This window comes from Muricoccus pecuniae (assembly GCF_014199205.1).
In the GTDB taxonomy this organism is placed as follows: Bacteria; Pseudomonadota; Alphaproteobacteria; order Acetobacterales; family Acetobacteraceae; genus Roseomonas; species Roseomonas pecuniae.
Window position 1 is genome coordinate 132,578 of the sequence record NZ_JACIJD010000007.1, and the last position, 19,430, is coordinate 152,007.

The following is a 19,430-nucleotide window of genomic DNA, read 5'->3' on the forward strand; positions in this document are numbered from 1 at the left end:
CCATGAAGTTCGACACACCCGCCACCGGGAACCCGATCGACCAGCTCAAGGTCGTGGGCAAGCCGCTGGACCGCATCGACGGGCCGCTGAAGACCACGGGCACCGCGCCCTACGCCTATGAGCGGCACGACGTCGCGGCGGACCAGGCCTACGGCTTCGTCCTCGGCGCCGCCATCGCCAAGGGGCGCATCAACGCGATCGACACCGCGCCAGCACGCCGCGCGCCCGGCGTGCTGGCGGTTGTGACAACGCTCGACATGCCGCCGCTGGAGAAGGGGAAGATGAACACCGCCACCCTGTTCGGCGGCCCCGATATCCAGCACTACCACCAGGCGGTCGCCGTGGTGGTGGCCGAGACCTTCGAGCAGGCGCGCGACGCCGCGGCGCTGATCCGGGTGGACTACGCCCGCCAGCCCGGCCGCTACGACCTCGCCGCCGAGGCCCCGAAGGCCGAGCTCGTTCCCGGCGACAGCGGCGAGGGCAGCGGTGCGCCGCCCGAGGACCGCTTCGGCGATTTCGAGGGCGCCTTCGCCGCGGCGCCGGTGAAGCTGGACGAGACCTACACCACGCCCGACGAGAGCCATGCGGCCATGGAGCCGCACGCGACCGTCGCCGCCTGGGAGGGCGATAAGCTCACGCTCTGGACTTCGAACCAGATGATCGCCTGGGGCAAGCGCGACGTCGCGACGACGCTCGGCATCCCGGCGGAGAACGTGCGGCTGGACAGCCCCTATGTCGGCGGCGGCTTTGGCGGGAAGCTCTTCCTGCGCGCCGATGCCGTGCTCGCGGCGCTGGGCGCGAAGGCCGCGCGGCGGCCGGTGAAGCTGGCGCTGACCCGCCCGCTGGTGGCGAACAACACCACGCACCGGCCGGCGACGATCCAGCGCATCCGCATCGGGGCGGATCGCGACGGGAAGATCACGGCCATCGCGCATGAGAGCACCTCCGGTGACCTGGAGGGAGGCGGGCCGGAGACGGCGGTTTCTCAGACGAAGCTGCTCTATGCCGGCGCCAACCGGCTGACCGCGATGCGCCTCGCCGTGCTCGACCTTCCCGAGGGCAACGCGATGCGCGCACCGGGCGAGGCGCCGGGCATGATGGCGCTCGAGATCGCCATGGACGAGATGGCGGAGCGGCTGGGCATCGACCCCGTCGAGTTCCGCATCATCAACGACACCCAGGTCGATCCCGAGCATCCGGAGCGCCGGTTCTCGCAGCGCCAGCTCGTGCAGTGCCTGCGCCAGGGCGCCGAGCGCTTCGGCTGGGCCAACCGCAACCCCACGCCCGGGCAGCGGCGCGAGGGACGCTGGCTCATCGGCATGGGGGTGGCCGCGGGCTTCCGCAACAACCTGCTGACCAAGTCCGCCGCCCGCGTGCGGCTCGACGGACAGGGCGTGGTCACCGTCGAGACCGACATGACCGATATCGGCACGGGCAGCTACACCATCATCGCCCAGACCGCGGCGGAGATGATGGGCGTCGGGCTCGACAAGGTGAGCGTGCGCCTAGGGGATTCAAGCTTCCCGGCCTCCGCGGGCTCGGGCGGGCAGTGGGGCGCGAACAACTCCACCGCCGGCGTCTACGCCGCCTGCATGAAACTGCGCGAGGCCGTGGCGCAGAGGCTCGGCTTCAACTCGGCCGAGGCGGAGTTCGCCGACGGGCAGGTCCGCGCCGGCAACCGCACCGTGCCGCTGGGCCAGGCGGCGGGCGGGGACGGCCTCGTGGCCGAGGACGTGATCGAGTACGGCGACCTGGCCAAGCGCTACCAGCAATCCACCTTCGCCGGCCACTTCGTCGAGGTCGGGGTGGATGCACTGACCGGCGAGACGCGGGTCCGGCGCATGCTGGCGGTCTGCGCGGCGGGACGCATCCTCAACCCGAAGTCGGCGCGCAGCCAGGTGATCGGCGCGATGACCATGGGCGTGGGCGCCGCGCTGATCGAGGAGCTGGCCGTCGACAAGCGCCTGGGCTTCTTCGTCAACCACGACCTCGCGGGATACGAGGTGCCGGTGCATGCCGACATCCCGCACCAGGAGGTGATCTTCCTCGACGAGGTGGACCCGATGTCCTCGCCCATGAAGGCGAAGGGCGTGGGCGAACTCGGGCTCTGCGGCGTGGGCGGCGCGATCGCCAACGCCATCCACAACGCGACCGGCATCCGCGTCCGGAACTACCCGATCACGCTGGACAAGCTGATCGATAAGTTGCCGCAGCCGGTGTGATGCCGTGGGAGAGGCGGCTCAGGCCGGCCTCACCCCGGATTGGCGCTGCTTCGGGAGTGCCAGGCCTGCTTCGCCACGGCGAGGCAGGCCTGGCGCGACCCTCGCTTCAGGGTTGCGCGGTCCTGCCGTCGATAGCTTGAGGCAGGATCAGGGCGCGTCGAGGATGATAGTCGGGGAGTGATGGGCGCCGGGCATGTCCGGCGCCGCAGATCCTTCCTCGCTCAGTTCGCGAAGATCCTGATGAAGCCGAGGATGATGGCGAACAGCACGGCCAGCCGACTCACGCCATCGATGGCGGCGAGCAACTGGCGCGCGCGTGGTGAGCGCCAGCCCGCCGCGAGGCCGCGCGAAGGGCGGCCTGCCGCCGGGCAGGCGGATGCAGAGCGATGCGGCAGGTCCGGCGAGTGGATGGGATCGGACAAGGGAACGACCTCCGCCTCGGTTCGTGACACGCCGGGGAACACCTGCCTTCCCGCTGCCCAGCCACCGACGGCGGCCGTCATGCGGGGACGGGCGCCTCGCGCAGGGCGCGCATCGCCTCGGGGCCGTGGCGATGGCAGAAGTCGCCGAAGCTCTCGCCCGTCCGGCGCTGCACCGCGAAGGCGGCGAGCAACGGATCGAGCGCCTCGCCCACATCCTCCGTCCGGACCTTGTCCACGAGCGGGAAGGAGAGGCGCGTGCCCTCGAAGTCCCCGCCGACGAAGAGGGCGTAGATGCCGGGCGAGCGCCCCACCACGCCGATATCGCCGGAATAGGGGCGCGCGCAGCCATTGGGGCAGCCGGTCAGGCGAACGGAGATCCGCTCCTGCAGGAGACCGTGCCGCGCCAGCACGTCCTGCACCTGCGCGACGATCGGGGCGTGCACGCGCTCGCCCTCCGTCAGGGCCTGGCCGCAGGTGGGCAGGGCGGTGCAGGAGAGCGACCAGCGCGCCACCGGCGACAGCTCCTCCGCGAAGAGCACGCCGTGGCCGCGCAGGATCCCGACCAGCGCCTCGCGGTCCTGCGGCCTGATGTTGGAGAGGATGAGGTCCTGTTGCGGCGTGGCGATGGGATCGAGGCCGAAGCGGCCGATCACCTCGCGCAAGGCCGTGCGCAGCCGCAGCCCCGGCTTGTCGGCAATGCGGCCGGAGGGGATGGGCAGGCCGAGCCAGATCAGCCCGTCGCCCTGCTCGTGCCAGCCGAGCAGTTCCGGCACGTCGAGCCGGGGCAGCGGCGGCGCCGGGGGAAGCGTGCGGCCGAGATCCTCCGACAGGCGCTCGCGCACCCAGTCGACCCCGCGCTCGGCGACGACGTATTTCAGCCTCGCGTGGCGGCGGTCCGAGCGGTCGCCGTGGTCGCGGAAGAGGCGCACCACGGCGCGCGCCATCCTCTCCACCTCGTCCGGCCCGATGACGGTGACGGGATCGGCGAGGCGAGGATAGGTGGCGGGCTTGTTGTGGGTCATGCCCATGCCGCCGCCCACGGTGACGATCCAGCCCGTGACCTCGCCGGCCTCGTCGGTCCGGGCGATGAAGCCGAGATCGTTGGAGAGAATGTCCGGCGTGTTGTCGGCGGGGTGGGCGAGGGAGGTCTTGAACTTCCGGGGCAGGTAGCTCTCGCCGTAGAGCGGGTCCCCCTGCTCGCCGACCGGCGCGTCGCCCAGGAAGATCTCGTGATGGGCGCGGGTGCGCGGCAGCAGGGCGGAGGAGAGGGCGAAGGCCTCCCGCTCCAGCCGGGCGTGCAGCGCGTCGCGCCGCGGCGCGGGCGAGGTGGTGATGTTGCGCGCCACGTCACCGCAGGCGGCCATGGTGGTCAGGAGCGCCTCCTCGATGGAGGCGATGCAGCGCTTCAGGTCGCCGCGCCGGACGGTGTGGAACTGCACTCCCTGGCGCGTGGTCAGGCGCATGGTCCCGTCGGCGTCCCGGTCGGCGAGCGCGTCCAGGTCGAGCCACTGAGCCGCGGTCAGGCGGCCGGCCGGGGCGCGCACGCGCACCATGAACTGCCAGTCCTTGTCCTGACCGGACTGCTTGCGGGCTGTCGCGGTGTCGCGGTCGAACTGCTCGTAGGTGCCGTGGAACTTCAGCAGCGTGAAGGCGGCCTCGCTCAACCCGCCGGGAGCGTCGGCCGCCGCCAGTTCCTCCGCGATCGTACCCCGCAGGCCCTGGCTGCCGGACTTGATCCCCTCGGCGCCGCTCAGCTTACCCGTCATGCCGCTTCCTAATCCTCCGCCCGAGAAAAATCCGAAATCACGCGGCCAGCAAGGGAATGGTTTTCCCTATTACCGATGGCATTTGGTGTAACTCTCCTATTCACGCCGGTTGCCAGGGGCCGCTAAAGGTCTCCGATGCGTCATTTCCCCGCTTTCCTGGATCTCTCCGGCCGCGTGGCCTTCGTGCTCGGCGAGGGCGAGGCGGTGGAGATGAAGGCGGGGCTGCTGGCGCGGGCGGGCGCCGTGCTGCACCGGGCCGGGCGCTTCGGCGGCGAGCACGGGGAGGTGCTGCCCGAGGGCTGCGCGATCGCCATCGGCGCGGGCGCGCCCGAGGAGGACCTGCGGGCCCTCTCGGCCCACTGCCTCGCCCGCGGCGTGCCCGTGAACATCGTGGACCGGACCGAACTCTGCTCCTTCGTCATGCCGGCCATCGTCGACCGCGCCCCGATCACCATCGGCATCTCCACCGGGGGCGCCGCCCCCGTGCTGGCCCGCCTCGTCCGCCAGCGCATCGAGACGGTGCTGCCCCCCTCCCTCGGCCGGCTCGCCGCCCTTGCCGGGCGCTTCAAGGACGCCATCCGCCGGGCGCTGCCCGACACCGCCGCGCGCCGGCGCTTCCTCGACGCGGCGCTTGCGGGCCCAGTGGCCGACCTCGCCCTCGCGGGCCGGGAGGAGGAGGCCGAGGCAGCCTTCGCCACGGCGCTGGGGGCGGCCGAGGCGCGGCCGGGGGGCATCGTCCACCTCGTCGGCGCGGGGCCGGGGGCGCCCGACCTGCTGACCTTGCGCGCCCTCCGCCTGCTCGGCGAGGCCGACGTGATCGTCCATGACCGGCTGGTGGGAGAGGGCGTGCTCGACCTCGCGCGCCGCGATGCCGAGCGGATCTATGTCGGCAAGCAGCGGGCGATGCACTGCCTGCCGCAGGAGGCGATCAACGACCTCCTCGTCCGCCTGGCACGGAAGGGCAAGCGGGTCGTGCGCCTCAAGGGGGGCGACCCCTTCGTCTTCGGGCGCGGGGGCGAGGAGCTGGAGGCCTGCCGGGCCGCGGGCGTGCCCTGCGAGGTCGTCCCGGGCGTCACCGCCGCGCTTGCCTGCGGGGCGGCGAGCGGCATCCCGCTCACCCATCGCGACCACGCCCGCTCCCTGACCCTGGCCACCGGCCACACCCGCGACGGCCGGCTCGACCTCGACTTCGCCGCCCTTGCCCGGCCCGGGCAGACGTTGGCCATCTACATGGGGGTCTCGACCCTGCCCGCGCTCCGGGACGGGCTTGTCGCGGCCGGGCTCGACCCGGACACGCCCGCCGCCCTCATCGAGAGCGGCGCCACCGGCGCCCAGCGGGTCCTGCGCGACACCCTCGGCCGCGTCGCCGACCGCGCGGGCGAGTGGCACACCGGCGGGCCGGTCATGACCCTCATCGGCAGCGTCACCGCCGCGGGGGAGGGTGCGGGCACCTTCGCCGAGGCCGGGCGAAGCGTCGCCGAACTCCGGCCTGCCTGACCGCCGCTGGCCGTGAGGATGCGGATCTCACGGCCGGCCGGGACGAAGGAGTGCCGGATCAGTAGCTCCGCGGCATGCCCAGCACGTGCTCGCCGAGATAGGAGAGGACGAGGTTCGTGCTGATCGGCGCCACTTGGTACAGGCGCGTCTCGCGGAACTTGCGCTCGATGTCGTACTCCTCGGCGAAGCCGAAGCCGCCATGGGTCTGGATGCAGGCCTCGCCGGCGGCCCAGCTCGCCTCGGCCGCGAGCATCTTGCCCATGTTGGCCTCCTCGCCCGGGCGCTCGCCGCGCTCGAAGCGCTCCAGCCCCTTCTGGACGATGGCCTCGGCGGCGCGCATGCGGGCATAGGCCTGGGCGATGGGGAACTGCACGCCCTGGTTGGCCCCGATGGGACGGCCGAAGAGCACGCGCTCCTTCGCGTAGGCCACCGCCTTATCGATGAACCACTTGGCGTCGCCGATGCATTCGGAGGCGATCAGGAGGCGCTCGGCGTTCATGCCGTCCAGCACGTAGCGGAAGCCGCGCCCCTCCTCGCCGACGAGGTTCTCCGCCGGCACCTCCATGTTGTCGAAGAAGACCTCGCAGGAGTTGTGGTTCATCATCGTGCGGATCGGGCGGATGGTCAGGCCGTTGTCCAGCGCGCGGCGCATGTCCACGATGAAGGTGGAGAGCCCCTCGGTCTTCTTCGCCACCCCGTCGCGCGGCGTGGTGCGGGCCAGCAGCAGCATCAGGTCGGAATGCTCGGCCCGGCTCGTCCATATCTTCTGGCCGTTGACGATGTAGCGGTCCCCCTCGCGCCGCGCCGTCGTGCGGAGCGCGGTGGTGTCGGTGCCGCTCGTCGGCTCCGTGACGCCGAAGGCCTGGAGCCGCAGCTCGCCGCTCGCGATCCGGGGCAGGTACTCCGCCTTCTGGGCATCGCTGCCGTGCCGCAGGATGGTGCCCATGATGTACATCTGCGCGTGGCAGGCGGCGCCGTTGCAGCCCTGGCGCTGCACCTCCTCCAGGATCGCGGCCGCGGCGGAGAGGCCGAGCCCCGCGCCGCCATACTCCTCCGGGATCAGCGCGGCGAGGTAGCCCGCTTCCGTCAGCGCCTGCACGAACTCCGTCGGGTAGCCCCGCACCTCGTCCAGCTTGCGCCAGTACTCGCCGGGGAAGCGGGCGCAGAGCTTGGCCACTTCCGCGCGCAGGTCGGCATGCGGCTCCGCGCCTGTCATCATCTGGTCCATCGTACCGGTCTCTCTCAGGCGGCTGCGCGGCCGTCGGCTTGCGGGGCGGCGAGGTGCAGCAGGGTGGCGGCCTCGTTCAGCCGGTCCAGCCGGAGCGCGCCCTCGGCGAGGCGGGCGGCGGGCCCGGCGCCGAGCACGGCATCGGCTAGCCCGGCGAACTTCGCGCGCAGCTCGCCGTCGGTCGGGAAGTTGGCGGGCTCGCCCTTGGGCACCACCACCTTGCGCGTGAAGACCTGGCCCCGCGCGCGCAGGGTGAGCTTGCCCGACATGTTCGCGGGGAACTCCGCCTCGATCTCCTCGTCATGCGCGCAGGCGATGCGCGGCAGCAGGGCGCGGATCGTGGGGTCGTGCAGCAGCCCGTAGCTGTCCCAGTCCATGCGCCCCGTCGCCAGGGCGCAGGCGATGACGAAGGGGCCGCTGAACTGGCCGTCCACCACGTTCTGCGGGTCCGCCTTCCGCGCGGCGGGCTCGCCTACGAGCAGCAGCGCGGCGCGGGAGAGGCCGAGCGTCGCGCCCTCCACCTCCTCGGGCTTCAGGCCCAGCTCGGCCCGCAGCGCGAGGGCCGCGTCGATCCCGGCATGGCCCCAGCGGCAGGAGGGATAGGGCTTCACCCCCGTCGCCATCAGCTCGAAGACGTCCCCGAGGTCCCGCAGGGCGCGCGACGGGTTGGGGGAAGGAGCATAGGCGTTGAGGAAGCCGTGCTTCCCCTCGATCGGGTCGGCGGCGCCCTTGAACCCCTCCCGCGCGAGGGCGGCGGCGGCGAGCCCGGCCATCCCGGCCCAGCCCACCTGGAAGCGCTTGGTCCAGGCGCCGTTCGCCAGGAACTGCAGGCTGCCCGCGCTCTGGCTGAGGGCGATGCCGAGGGCGGAGGCGACCCCCGCCGCGTCCAGCCCGAAGACCCGCGCCGCCGCGGCGGCCGCCCCGAAGGCGCCGCAGGTGGCGGAGGGATGGAAGCCCCGGTCGTAATGGGCGCCCGCCGGCAGGGCGAGCGCCAGGCGCAGCGCCACCTCGTAGCCCGCGACGATGCCCGCCATGGCCTCCGCCCCCGAGGCGCCGGTCATCTCCGCCGCGGCCAGGGCGGCGGGGATGACGGGGGCGCCGGGATGCAGCACCGCCTCCGCATGGGTGTCGTCGAAGTCGAGCGAGTGGCCGAGGGTGGCGTTCACCAGCGCCGCCCCGGCGGGGGAGAAGGTGGCGCTGTCCCCGACCACGCGCGCCTCGCCGCGGTCCAGGCCGAGGGCGCGCACGGCGGCGAGCAGCGGCGGCGTGCTCTCGGCGTCCCGCCGCGCGCGCACGGCATTGCCGAGAAGATCGAGCACGAGCAGCCGGGCGCGCGCCACCACCTCGGGCGGCAGCGCCTCGGTCCGCAGCCCGGCGGTGAAGGCGGAAAGGGCTGAAGTGACGGTCATGGCATCCTCTCAGGCCGGCTGGGAGACGGCGAATTCGGTGCGGATCAGCGCGTCGTGCTCGCCGATCGCGGGAACGGGGCCGAGTTCCGGCACCCGCCCGTCATGCAGGGCGGGCGGGGCGACGATGGAGGCGATGCCCCCCGGCGTGGCCACCTCCACGCGGCGCAGGGCGGGATGCCCCGCCAGCTCCGCCACGCCGTTGACGAAGCCGTAGGCCGTGCCGGCCGCATCGAGCCGCGCCGCCGCCTCCTCCCGCGTCAGCGCGCCGAGCACCCCGGCGACGAGCCCGTCCACCGTCGGACGGTTGGCGACGCGGGCGGTGTTGCTCCCGAAGCCCTCCCACCCGGGGAGATCGGGCTGGCCGAGCACGGCGTCGCAGAAGCGCGCCCATTCCCGCTCGTTCTGGATCGAGAGCAGCACCAGCGCCCCGTCCGCCGTCGCGAAGGCGCCGTAGGGGCAGATGGAGGGATGGGCGAGGCCCACGCGCTCCGGCGCGCGCCCCGTGCCCTCGAAGTAGAGGAGGGGGACGTTCATCCAGTCCGCCATGCCGGCGAAGAGGCTCACTTCCAGCCCCCGCCCGCGGCCGGTGACGGAGCGCCCGATCAGCGCCTCCAGCACCGCCGCGTGGGAGGCCATGCCGCAGGCGATGTCGCAGACCGAGACGCCCACGCGCCCGGGGCCGGCGGGGTGGCCGGTGATGGAGGCGAGCCCGCTCTCGGCCTGCACGAGCAGGTCATAGGCCTTCATCCCGGCATAGTCGTGGCCCGTGCCGTAGCCCGTGATGTCGAGGGTGATGAGCCGGGGATGGCGGCGACGCAGTTCCTCCGAGCCGAAGCCCGCCCGGGCGGCGGCGCCGGGGGCGAGGTTCTGGATGAACACGTCCGCCCGCTCCAGGATCCGGTGCAGCAGGGCGGCGTCGCCGGGGTCCTTGATGTCGGCGACGAGGCTCTGCTTGCCCCGGTTGAGCCAGACGAAATAGCTGGAGAGCCCGTGGACGGCGGCGTCGTAGCCGCGCGCGAAGTCGCCCTCGGGCCGCTCGATCTTGATCACCCGCGCCCCGGCATCGGCCAGCCGCGCGCTGCAGAGGGGGGCGGCCACCGCCTGTTCGAGCGCGACGACCAGCAGGCCTTCCAGCGGCCTTTCCGCCCCGCTCACGACTGCCCCGGCGCCCGCTCGTCACGGGCGCGCCCGGCCCGGGGGCGGGGCGGCATCGGGGGGGCGGCCTGGTGCGTCATCGTTCCTCCAGCAGCGCTCGTCCGGCGCTTTCCTCGCCGCCGTCCCCGGGGAGGGGGAGGCGGCGGTCATCCGTCCGCCACTCTGGCCGGGGCGGGCCGGAACGTCCAATGGGTTCCCGGATCGATTCAGGAAGCCAATGGTGGAAGCGCGCTGCCCCGCCCCGGGGCCCCGGTCAGTCCCCGGCGGCGACCGCCTTATCCAGCAGCGCCCCGATGCAGGCCGCGATCTGCGGTCCGGAGGTCGGCTTCCGCAGGAGGGTGAAGCTGCCGCCCCCCGCGCCCTCCATGGCGAGCTCCGCGGCCTTCGTCACGTAGCCCGTGAGGAGGATTGCGGGCAGTTCCGGCCGGCGCCGCTGCGCCTCGCGGATCACCGAGAGCCCGTCCATCCCCGGCATGGAGAGGTCGGAGACGATGATCCCCACGCGTTCCCCGTCGTCGAGCAGGCGGATCGCGGCCTCGCCCTCGGCCAGGGAGATCACCGTGAAGCCCTCCGCCCTCAGCTCCTCGGCCGTGACCTCCCGCACGATGGGGTCGTCGTCGACCAGCAGGACCCGGACCTTGCGGGCCGGCATGCCGGGCAGCTCCTCCTCGTCCTGCGCCGTGTGGGAGGCCGGGCCGGGGGCGAGGGGGAGCCAGAGCGTCACGCACGTGCCCCGCCCGGGGGTGCTCTCGATGTGCAGCCCGCCGCCGCTCTGCTCGGCGAAGCCGCGCGCCATGGCGAGGCCGAGGCCGGTGCCCTTGCCCGTTCCCTTGGTGGTGAAGAAGGGCTCGGTCACCCGCGCCAGCACCTCGGGCGGCATGCCGGCACCGTCATCCGTGACCGCGAGGCGGATATAGGGGCCCGGGTTCAGCGGGACGGGCCCGTCCTCCCCCCGGATGTCCAGCGCGGCGGAGAGGGTGAGCGTCCCACTCCCCTCCATCGCGTCCCGCGCATTCGTCGCGAGGTTGACCAGCACCGTCTCGAGCTGGGCCTTGTCGGCCGTCAGCAGGGGCAGGCCGGGCGGCGCCTCGACCCGGATGCCGATGCCGGTGCCGAGCGTGTGGGTCAGCACCTCCCGCATGCCGGCGAGCAGGTCGATGGGGTTCACCGGCTCGGTCCGGAGGTCACCGCGGCGGGAGAAGCTCAGGAGGCGCCGCGTGATGGCGGCACCCCGCGCCGCGGCATCCAGGATGAGGCGGGCATGCCGGCGCACGCCTTCCGGCTCCTCCGCGCGCCGCTGGATGAGCGAGGCGCCGCCCTGCACGGCCTGGAGCACGTTGTTGAAGTCGTGCGCGATGCCGCCGGCGAGCTGGCCCAGGGCCTGCATCCGTTCCGCATGCGCCAGGCGCCCCTGCGTGTCCTCCAGGTCGCGCGTGCGCGCCTCGACGAGCCGCTCCAGCTCCTCGTGGGAACGCTCCAGCACGGCCTGGGCCTCGCGCCGCCCGGTGATGTCGGCATTCATGCCGATCCAGCCGGTCACCGACCCGTCCTCGGCCAGCAAGGGGGTGGCGCGCGCCTGGGTCCAGCGATAGCCGCCGCTGCGGTGGCGCAGGCGGTACTCCGTGACATAGGGGCGCCGGTCCGCCAGGCAGCGGCGCCAGTGGGCGGTCATCGCCTCCCGGTCCTCGGGATGGACGGCGTCCAGCCAGCCCCAGCCCAGCCATTCCGCCTGGCTCTGCCCGGTGAAGGCGCACCAGCTCGGCGAGGGCTCGTGCGTCGCGCCCTCGGCGTCGCAGGTCCAGACGGCCTCGGCCGAGGCCTCGACGAGCGCGCGGAACCGCGTCTCGCTCTCCCGCAGCGTCGCCTCCGCCTGCCGGCGCTGCCAGGCGAGCGCGATGACGTCGCAGACGGCCTGGAGGAAGACGACGTCCTCCTCCTCGAAATGGTCCCTCCGCGTGCTCGCGAGCGAGAAGGTGCCGAGCATCTCCCCGTCCCGCCCGAGGATGGGGTGGCAGGTATAGGCCCGCGCACCGACCGAGCGCAGGAAGGCGGCGCCTTCCTCCCGCTCGATCCGCGCCGAATCGGCCAGGAGCGGCAGGCCGGTCGAGGCGACGTGGCCGCAGAAGGCCTGCCCCATCTCCAGGCTTCGCACCCCCTCCAGGCGCTCTTCGGGCACGCCGAGCCCGGCGACGAACCGCATGGTGCCCTTGGCGGCGTCGACGGCGTAGTTGAAGGCGAGGCCGGCATCGAGCTGCGGCGCGACCTTGCGGAAGACGCTCGTTGCCAGGGCCGCCTCGTCGAGCCGCCCTTCCAGGGCGAGGCGCGTGACCTCCAGCAGCAGCGCGCGCCGCTCGGCCGCGCGCCGCTGCGCCTCCTCGCCGCGCCGGAGCTCCGTGAGGTCGACCACGAAGCAGGCCACCATGCCCGTCGCGCGGTCGAGCATCGCGAAGGAGAGCAGCACGGGCACGCGGGTGCCGTCGCGGCGGACATACTCCTTCTCGTAGGGGCGGCAGCGGCCGTCGGGCGCGGTCACCGCCTCGGCGATCGCCCTCTCGTCGGCGACCAGCCCCTCTGGCGGCGTCAGCTCGTCCCAGCGCACCTCGCCGGCCGCGAGGGTCTCGCGGTCCATGCCGATGATGGCGAGGAAGGCGTCGTTCGCCCCGTGGACCCGCCCGCCCGTATCGGAGCGGACGATGCCCACCGGGCTGGCGCGGAACAGGGCCTGCAGCTCCGTCTCGCGCGCGGCGAGCGCGGCCTCGGCCTCGGCGAAGCCGCGCCGCAGCATCTCCAGCTCCGCGATGCGGGCGGTAGGGATCGCCGCGGCGGAGCTTGCCCGCGCGAGGTTCCCGTCCTCCGCCAGCGCCTGCGCATGGGCTTCGAGCCGGCGCAGGGGCACGAGGATCGCGCGCGCCGCGAGGGCCGCGAGGCCCGCGCCGATGAGGATCGCCAGTGAGCCGCCGGCCAGCAGCGCCAGGAGCGGCCCGCGCCAGGCCGCGTCGAAGCGGGCGGCGGGCTCGGCGACGAAGACGGTCCAGCCCGGCGCATTGGGAACCGCGCGGAAGGCGATGACGCTCTCCGTGCCCTCCAGCGGGGTGGCGCGGTAGATCCCTTCCTCGCGTCCGAGATACTTGGGCACCGCCTCGGCCGGGATATGGCGCCCGACGACCTTCTCATGGGTCGCGTCGGAGCGCGCGACGATCACCTGCCCGCTGTCGGCGACGGAGGCAAAGCTCCCCTCCGGCAGGCCCTGCGCGGCGAGGAGGTCGCGGAGCTGCTCCGTCTGCACCGCGGCGCCGGCGGTGAGGGCGACGCCGCCGCGAGGATCCGGAACTGGAACGCCGACCGTCAGGAGCTTCGCGCCGGAGATGGCGCCGACCATGAGGTTGCTCACGGCCGGCTGGCCCGTGGTGAAGACGCGGTCGATGAGGTCCTGCGCGGTGGTGCGGGGCAGGCGCGCGCCCAGGGGAAGGCGGGTCGAGAGGATGAGCTGCCCGTCCTCCCGGGCCACGAACATGGGCTGGCCGAGGCGCTGGGCCATGCTGCGGGCGTGGCGGTCCAGCGCGGCCAGGTCGGGGGAGGAGGGGTCGGGGCCGAAGGCGGGATGCGCGGCGAAGGCGGCGAGGGCGGCCGCCTGCCGGCCGAGCTCCCGGTCCACGGCCAGGGCGAGGGCGCGGGCGGTGTCGCGCAGGCGCGCCTCGGCCGCGGCCTGCTGGCCCTGCACCGCCCTCCAGCTCGCGACCGCCCCGAAGACGAGGGCCGGCAGGAGCACGGCGAGGACGAGAAGCAGGAGAAGGCCGGAGAGAGTCAGCCGCGGGACGTGCCGCCCGCCGCGCGGGGCCGGGGAGGAGCCGCGCGGGCCGGGGGCTCCGCCTGGGGCGCCGGGCAACGGGCGCGCGTCGGGGGAGCGGGTGAGGGAGGCGCGGTCGCTCATGCGCCGGGCCCGGCCGGGGATGCCTCGGCCATCTCGGCAAGGGCCGTCTCGAGCAGTTCGGGCCGGATATCGGCGCCCGTTTCGGAGCGGTGGATCGCCTTCCGCAGCGCGGCCCGGACCATGCCCATCGCGTCGCGCTCGGCCGCGAGGGCGGCCTCGTAGCGGCGAAGCGCTTCCCGCACCACCTCGCTCGCGTTCTGGTGCCGTCCGTTCCGGACCTGCTCGTCCACGAAGGCGGCGAGCCTGTCCGTGAGGTTGACGTTGCGGGCCGCCACCGAGTCCTCACGAATTGGTGATGTGGGTGTCACATAGGGAATTTGTCAGGCTTTGACAATCGACAAAAACTCACGGGTAGGGTGAGGATCCTGACGCTTCTTCACTGATTGTTCATTCTTTTCTGCGCCGGTCAGGAGCCCGTTCGTGGCGCCGCGCAGGCGTACAATGTCCTCCGCGTCGTAGCCCGGTTCCGCCAGCCACCGGTCCGTATCGGCCGAGAGAGTGGGGCGGGTTTACGGGGCGCGGGATTGAGGTCGCCGAAGCGGAAGCGGGCATGAGTGATGCGCTGCGGGCCACCGGGCCCCTCCCACTCCGCCGCGCCCCGGGTGGCGAGTGCCGCCCCCACCGCCTCGTTCAGCGCCGCCCGGCCAGCACGTTCGTGAGGTCGAGCACGCGGATGCCGGAGAGAGGCAGGAGGCGGGGGATTGCTCGATCGGTCATGGCATCCCACCCACCCGCCGCTCCGGCGGGCGGCCGGCTCGCGGTCAGTAGGTGGCGAAGATCCGCGCGATCCCGGCCGGGTCGCGCGTGACGGTGAGCGCGAGGGCGAGGAGGATGCGCGCCTTCTGCGGCGAGAGGTTGTCGGCGGTGAGGAAGCCGAGGTCACGAAGCTTGCCGGTAGGGAAAACGCGCCCCGAGCCCGACCGCGTGGACTGGACGACGATCACCCCCCGCGCCGCCGCCTCGCGCAGCGGCTCCACCTCGCCCGGCGAGCAGAAGCCGGGGGCGAAGCCGGCGGAGACGATCCCCTGCGCGCCAGCGGCCAGGAAGGCCCGCACCGCCGTGCCGTCCGCCCCCGCATAGGCGTAGGCGATGTCCACCCGCGGCAGCGCCTCCAGCCCGCGGATGTCGAAGGGCGTGTCCGGCGCGCCCGGGCGAAGCGGGCGGCGGTAGAAGTTCACGCTGTCGCCGTCCGCCTGGCCCAGCACGCCGAAATCGGGGGAGCGGAAGGTCTGCATCCGGCCCGTCGAGGTCTTCGTCACCTCCCGCGCCGCCTGGATCTCGTCGTTGAGCACGACGAGCACGCCCATCCCGCGCGAGGCCGGGTGCGCCGCCACGCGCACGGCGTTCACCAGGTTCAGGCCGGCATCGGTGGAGAGGGCGGAGGAGGGCCGTTGCGCGCCGACCAGCACGACCGGCACGGCCACCTTCAGCGTGAGGTGCAGCGCATAGGCTGTCTCCTCCAGCGTCGCCGTGCCGTGGCCGATGACGATGCCGGCGAGGCCGGGATCCTCCGCCACCAGCTGGTCGCAGAGCACGGCCAGCGCCTTCCAGCTGGGGAAGTGGATGTCGGGGCTCGGCACGGCGCTGAAGGCGACGGGCAGGACATCGGCGACCCCTGCCACCTCCGGGAAGCGGGCGAGGAGCCCGGCCGCGTCCAGCATCGGTTTGCCGGAGGAGCCGTAATTCGTCGTGTCCAGCGGCCCCGCGCCCTGGGAGGCGATGGTGCCTCCCGTTCCGATGAAGGCGACCCGAGGCCTCATGCCGAATGCTCCGTCCGGTGTGGAGCCCCCTGGTATCGGCCCCGGCCCCGCCTGGGAAGGGCAGCGGCCGCGGAGCGGCCCCGCACCGGAGAGGCCGGCGCGGGCGGAGGCCCCTCTACCGGCCGCGCCTCACGCCCGTGGCCACGGTGTACTCGTCCGCCCGCGCCTCGTAGGCCAGGCCGCCGCGAAGGGCCCAGATGTTCTTCTGCATGTGCAGCGTGATGAGGGCCACGTCCTCCATCCCCGCGCGCATGGCCTGCTTGAACACCTCCTCGCGCTTCTCGTCATCCGCCGTGCGCAGACCCTCCTCGACGAGGGCGTCGACCCTGGCGTTGGAGTAGCCGCTGAAGTTCACCGTGCCGAAGCCCTTCTCGGGGATGCGGGTGGTGAGGTTCCCGCGCAGCGCGCTGGAGGGCTCGCCGCTCGTCGCCCAGCCGATCAGCATCGCGGACATGTCGTTGCGCGCCTGGCGCTGCGCCAGCACGGAGAAGGGCATCGCCTCCACCCGCGTCCGCACGCCGATGCGCTGCCACATCTGGCCCACGGCCTGGATGATCTGCGCGTCGTTCACGTAGCGGTTGTTGGGGCCGATGAGGCCGATCGAGAAGCCGTTGGGATAGCCGGCCTCGGCGAGCAGGGCCTTCGCGCGCTCCACGTCGAGGGCGGGCGGCGCCAGGTCGGGGATGTGGCCGTTGGCGCCGGGCGGCATCATCTGCCCGCTCGCGGTCGCGGCGCCCTGCATCACCCGGTCCACGATCGCCTGCCGGTTGATGCCGATGGAGAGCGCCTGCCGCACGCGCAGGTCCCGCAGCGGGTTCCTGTCCAGCTTCTCCCCGTTCGGGCCGGTGATGTAGGGGGAGACGTCGTGCGCCGTGTCGAGCTTGATGTAGATGGAGCGCAGGCTCGGGATCTCGGCGAAGGCGATGCCCGGGGTGCTCCGCAGCCGCGGCATGTCGGAAGGCGGCACGACGTCGATCATCTGCACGTCGCCCGAGAGCAGCGCCGCCACGCGCACGCCGTCATTCGGGATGAAGCGGTAGGTCACCCCCGTCCATTCCGGCTTCTCGCCCCAGTAGTCCTCGTTCCGTGCCATCACCACCCGGTCGTCGGGGGTGAAGGAGACGAGGCGGAAGGGGCCGGTGCCGATCACCGCGCGGCCGTTGTTGAAGTCGCCCGTGGTGACGCCGTCGCCGACGGATTTCGAGATGATGTTGACCTGGCTGAGGTCCTGCGGGAGCAGGGGATAGATGCCGGCCGTTTTGAAGCGGATCGTGTGCGGGTCGATGATCTCCGACGCGATGATCGCCCTGGTGTAGATGCCGAAGGAGCCCGGGCTGTTCACCACGTTCGGCACCCGCCGGAGGGTGAACACCACGTCCTCGGCGGTGAAGGGCTCGCCGTTGCTGAACTTCACGCCGCGGCGCAGCCTGAACTCCCAGGTCGTGTCGTCCACCAGCCGCCAGGACTCCGCCAGGCCCGGCCGCAGCTGCGCCTTCGCGTCCCGGCCCACGAGCTGGTCGAAGAAGTGCTCCGCCATCATGTTGTTGGGCGAGAGCGTGTGGTAGTGCGGGTCGAGAGAGGTCGGCGGCGCCGCGACGGCGAGGTTCAGCATCGTGCCCTGCGCCCGGGCGGTTCCCCCGGCGATTAGCGCGGCGGCGGCGGGCAGGGCGAGGACGGCGCGGCGTGACAGCCGGGCGTTGATGCGGGCCATGGTCTTCTCCGTCACGGGGCGGCGACGGCGCTCTTCTCCCGGAGCCCCCGTCTGCGCGGCGGTATCCGCCGGGATTGCCGCATAGCCCGCCGGAAAGGTCAATGCGGGCGCACGGGGCGGGCGCCTGGGGTGGAACCGGTGCAGCGGCTCTGCCAGTCTCCCGGGCCAGACCGAGAGAGGGGATCCATGTCGCGCCACGCCATCCTGGACGAGATCCGGACCTATGCCGACGAGCTGATCGCCATCCGCCGCGACATCCACATGCATCCCGAGACGCGCTTCGAGGAGGTGAGGACGGCGGCGCTGGTGGCGGGGAAGCTGCGCGAATGGGGGCTGGAGGTGACGGAGCGCGTCGGCGTCACCGGCGTGGTCGGCACGCTGCAGGGCAGCCGCCCGGGCCAGCGCGCCATCGGGCTGCGCGCCGACATGGACGCGCTGTTCATCGAGGAGGCGAACAGCTTCGCCCACCGCTCCACCGTGCCGGGGAAGATGCATGCCTGCGGGCATGACGGCCACACGGCGATGCTGCTGGGCGCGGCGAAGTACCTCTCCCGGCACCGCGACTTCGCCGGCACCGTGCAGTTCATCTTCCAGCCGGCCGAGGAGGCCGCGACCGGCGCGCCCGCGATGATCCGGGACGGGCTGTTCGAGCGCTTCCCGGTCGATGCCGTCTACGGCCTGCACAACTCTCCCGGCATCCCGGTGGGGCAGTTCGCCACGCGGGCCGGGCCGATCCTCGCGGGCTCGGACTTCTGGGGCGTGACCTTCCGCGGCACGGGCGGGCATGGCGGCGCGGCGCCGCACCTGGCCACCGACGCGACCGTGGTGCTCGGCCATTTCCTCCTCGCCGTGCAGACGGTGCTGCCGCGCAACCTCAAGCCGATCGAGAGCGCGGCGCTCAGCGTGGGCCATGTCGCCGGTGGTTCCTTCAACTCGCCCAATGTCATGCCGGCGGAGGTGGTGGTGCGCGGCACTGCCCGCTACTTCAACCCGGAGGCGCAGGCCGTGATCCGCCGGCGCCTCGGCGAACTGGCCGAGAGCCTCGCCGCCGCCCATGGCTGCACCGCGCAGTTCGACTACGAGCCGCTCTGCCCGCCCACGGTGAACACGGCGGAGAAGGTGCCTGTCGCGAGCGCCGCCGCCGCCGCGCTGGTCGGCGCGGCCAATGTGGCCGAGGTGCCGCCGAGCACGGGGGGCGAGGACTTCGCCTTCATGCTGCAGGAGAAGCCGGGCGTGTTCATGCGGATCGGCAATGGCAGCAACCCGGATGGCAGCTTCCACAACGTCCACACGCCGCATTACGACTTCAACGACGAGGCGCTGGCGCTCGGCTCGGCCTATTGGGCGAGCCTCGTGGGGCAGGAGCTGGGGCTGGATGAGGGCTGAGGCCACCCGGCCGCCCATCCAGCCGGCGGGGCGGGAGGAAGCCCGCCGCGCCCCGCCGCGTTCCTCCCGGCGGTGCTCCGGTCCCGTCCTGCGGGGTGCCGGCCAGGGGGGAGGGGAGGCTTGATGTCGGCGAGGTTGTGGTCCCTGGGCGTCCTGCTCGTGGCGGTCGGCGTGGCCGCCCATGTCGTGGGCTGGGACCGGCTGCTCTGGATTCCCAGGGTGGTGATCGACTCCTTCGTCTGGGTGCCCGCCGCGATCATCGACGCGATCCGCTCCTCGCCGGCCACCTCGGGCATCATCGCGCTCGGCATCCTGCTGATGGTGGTTTCGCGGCTGGTCGGCCGCCGCAAGGGGCAGGGCGGCGGCTAGGGCGGGGTCGTCGCGGGCCGTGCTCGTCGGGCTGAAGGGCTTCCCTGTGCTCCTCCGCCCCGGGGCGTTGCCCGGTGTCCCGTTCGGGCGCACAGGGGGCGAGCGAGGGGGAAGGGGCATGGGCATCATGGCAGCGGACAGCATGGGGGGACGGGCGTGAGCCGGCGTCAGCGCAACCGGCCAGCGGGGAAGGGGGCGGGCCCGCGCGCCTCGGACCTCGTGACCGAGGTCGCCCGGCTCAGCCGGGAACTGGAGGAGACGCGGGCGAAGCTGAGGGCGGTCGAGCGCGACGGGATCGCGGCCGTGACCGCCCGGCGCCTCGCCGCGCTGGAGGAGGGGCAGCAGGTCGCGCGCGGCCAGGCGGTGGAGGCGAGCCTCGCGCGGTCGAGGGCCGAGGCCGAGCTTCGGACGCTGCAGCGGGCCATCACCGAGGCGCCGGGCCCCATGGGCTGGTTGCTCCGCCGTGCGGCGCGGCGCCTGAAAGCGGGCGGCTGAGGCCGGACGCCCCGCGAACCTGCCCGCTTCCGCGCAGCCGGTCGCGGAGAGGTGACGGGATCGGGGGAGGGAGCACTCG

General features: G+C 73.1%; 14 protein-coding genes. 5 read left to right on the forward strand and 9 right to left on the reverse strand.

Going from position 1 to position 19,430, the window contains the following annotated elements:
* Positions 1–2: 2 nt before the first annotated feature.
* Positions 3–2,222, forward strand: a complete 2,220-nt coding sequence (gene paoC, locus FHS87_RS09400) for an aldehyde oxidoreductase molybdenum-binding subunit PaoC (protein ID WP_184516816.1) — start codon at positions 3–5, stop codon at positions 2,220–2,222.
* A 221-nt stretch (positions 2,223–2,443) separates the two neighbouring features.
* On the opposite strand, the gene FHS87_RS09405 is transcribed toward paoC, so the two are convergent.
* Together FHS87_RS09405 and FHS87_RS09410 are read right to left on the reverse strand one after the other, a co-directional pair.
* Positions 2,444–2,725 carry a hypothetical protein gene (locus FHS87_RS09405; RefSeq protein WP_184516818.1) on the reverse strand — a complete coding sequence of 94 codons (282 nt, stop codon included), beginning with the start codon at positions 2,723–2,725 and terminating at the stop codon, positions 2,444–2,446.
* Positions 2,722–4,410 (reverse strand): NADPH-dependent assimilatory sulfite reductase hemoprotein subunit, encoded by a 1,689-nt coding sequence (locus FHS87_RS09410; RefSeq protein ID WP_184516820.1) that lies wholly within the window; start codon positions 4,408–4,410, stop codon positions 2,722–2,724. The genes FHS87_RS09405 and FHS87_RS09410 overlap by 4 nt, the downstream gene beginning before the upstream one ends.
* A 135-nt stretch (positions 4,411–4,545) precedes the next feature.
* Here FHS87_RS09410 and cysG point away from each other — a divergent pair, with 135 nt between their 5' ends.
* On the forward strand, positions 4,546–5,907 hold the full coding sequence (gene cysG / locus FHS87_RS09415) for a siroheme synthase CysG (RefSeq protein WP_184516822.1): 1,362 nt from the start codon (positions 4,546–4,548) through the stop codon (positions 5,905–5,907).
* Positions 5,908–5,965: 58 nt separating this feature from the next.
* Here cysG and FHS87_RS09420 read toward each other — a convergent pair whose 3' ends face one another.
* From FHS87_RS09420 to FHS87_RS09450, 7 genes are all read right to left on the reverse strand, one after another.
* Positions 5,966–7,135, reverse strand: coding sequence for an acyl-CoA dehydrogenase family protein (locus FHS87_RS09420; protein WP_221299735.1), 1,170 nt, complete (start codon positions 7,133–7,135; stop codon positions 5,966–5,968).
* Positions 7,136–7,149: 14 nt separating this feature from the next.
* A complete protein-coding gene (locus FHS87_RS09425) occupies positions 7,150–8,544 on the reverse strand; it encodes an MmgE/PrpD family protein (protein WP_184516824.1) in 1,395 nt (464 codons plus the stop codon).
* 9 nt (positions 8,545–8,553) lie between these two features.
* Positions 8,554–9,699, reverse strand: a complete 1,146-nt coding sequence (locus FHS87_RS09430; protein ID WP_184516826.1) for a CaiB/BaiF CoA transferase family protein — start codon at positions 9,697–9,699, stop codon at positions 8,554–8,556.
* 253 nt (positions 9,700–9,952) lie between these two features.
* Positions 9,953–13,630, reverse strand: a complete 3,678-nt coding sequence (locus FHS87_RS09435) for a PAS domain S-box protein (RefSeq protein ID WP_184516828.1) — start codon at positions 13,628–13,630, stop codon at positions 9,953–9,955.
* Complete coding sequence (locus tag FHS87_RS09440) at positions 13,627–13,905, reverse strand: type II toxin-antitoxin system ParD family antitoxin (RefSeq protein WP_184516830.1); 279 nt, start codon at positions 13,903–13,905, stop codon at positions 13,627–13,629. Before FHS87_RS09440 ends, FHS87_RS09435 begins: the two co-directional genes overlap by 4 nt.
* 486 nt (positions 13,906–14,391) lie before the next feature.
* Positions 14,392–15,390 carry an asparaginase gene (locus FHS87_RS09445; RefSeq protein WP_184516833.1) on the reverse strand — a complete coding sequence of 333 codons (999 nt, stop codon included), beginning with the start codon at positions 15,388–15,390 and terminating at the stop codon, positions 14,392–14,394.
* A 115-nt stretch (positions 15,391–15,505) separates the two neighbouring features.
* A complete protein-coding gene (locus FHS87_RS09450; RefSeq protein ID WP_184516836.1) occupies positions 15,506–17,101 on the reverse strand; it encodes an ABC transporter substrate-binding protein in 1,596 nt (531 codons plus the stop codon).
* A gap of 186 nt (positions 17,102–17,287) precedes the next feature.
* Here FHS87_RS09450 and FHS87_RS09455 point away from each other — a divergent pair, with 186 nt between their 5' ends.
* The 3 genes from FHS87_RS09455 to FHS87_RS09465 all read left to right on the forward strand — a co-directional run bounded on the left by FHS87_RS09455 (position 17,288) and on the right by FHS87_RS09465 (position 19,351).
* On the forward strand, positions 17,288–18,487 hold the full coding sequence (locus FHS87_RS09455) for a M20 aminoacylase family protein (RefSeq protein ID WP_184516839.1): 1,200 nt from the start codon (positions 17,288–17,290) through the stop codon (positions 18,485–18,487).
* A 123-nt stretch (positions 18,488–18,610) separates the two neighbouring features.
* Positions 18,611–18,856: a hypothetical protein gene (locus tag FHS87_RS09460; RefSeq protein ID WP_184516842.1), complete on the forward strand. Its 246-nt coding sequence runs from the start codon at positions 18,611–18,613 to the stop codon at positions 18,854–18,856.
* 156 nt (positions 18,857–19,012) lie between these two features.
* Positions 19,013–19,351, forward strand: coding sequence for a hypothetical protein (locus tag FHS87_RS09465; protein ID WP_184516844.1), 339 nt, complete (start codon positions 19,013–19,015; stop codon positions 19,349–19,351).
* Positions 19,352–19,430: the final 79 nt, after the last annotated feature.

What these genes read in the sequence shown, in the direction of transcription:
- paoC (WP_184516816.1), top strand. Translation starts at nt 3, where the DNA reads ATGAAGTTCGACACACCCGCCACCGGGAACCCGATCGACCAGCTCAAG.
- FHS87_RS09405 (WP_184516818.1), bottom strand. Translation starts at nt 2,725, where the DNA reads ATGACGGCCGCCGTCGGTGGCTGGGCAGCGGGAAGGCAGGTGTTCCCC.
- FHS87_RS09410 (WP_184516820.1), bottom strand. Translation starts at nt 4,410, where the DNA reads ATGACGGGTAAGCTGAGCGGCGCCGAGGGGATCAAGTCCGGCAGCCAG.
- cysG (WP_184516822.1), top strand. Translation starts at nt 4,546, where the DNA reads ATGCGTCATTTCCCCGCTTTCCTGGATCTCTCCGGCCGCGTGGCCTTC.
- FHS87_RS09420 (WP_221299735.1), bottom strand. Translation starts at nt 7,135, where the DNA reads ATGGACCAGATGATGACAGGCGCGGAGCCGCATGCCGACCTGCGCGCG.
- FHS87_RS09425 (WP_184516824.1), bottom strand. Translation starts at nt 8,544, where the DNA reads ATGACCGTCACTTCAGCCCTTTCCGCCTTCACCGCCGGGCTGCGGACC.
- FHS87_RS09435 (WP_184516828.1), bottom strand. Translation starts at nt 13,630, where the DNA reads ATGAGCGACCGCGCCTCCCTCACCCGCTCCCCCGACGCGCGCCCGTTG.
- FHS87_RS09445 (WP_184516833.1), bottom strand. Translation starts at nt 15,390, where the DNA reads ATGAGGCCTCGGGTCGCCTTCATCGGAACGGGAGGCACCATCGCCTCC.
- FHS87_RS09450 (WP_184516836.1), bottom strand. Translation starts at nt 17,101, where the DNA reads ATGGCCCGCATCAACGCCCGGCTGTCACGCCGCGCCGTCCTCGCCCTG.
- FHS87_RS09455 (WP_184516839.1), top strand. Translation starts at nt 17,288, where the DNA reads ATGTCGCGCCACGCCATCCTGGACGAGATCCGGACCTATGCCGACGAG.
- FHS87_RS09460 (WP_184516842.1), top strand. Translation starts at nt 18,611, where the DNA reads ATGTCGGCGAGGTTGTGGTCCCTGGGCGTCCTGCTCGTGGCGGTCGGC.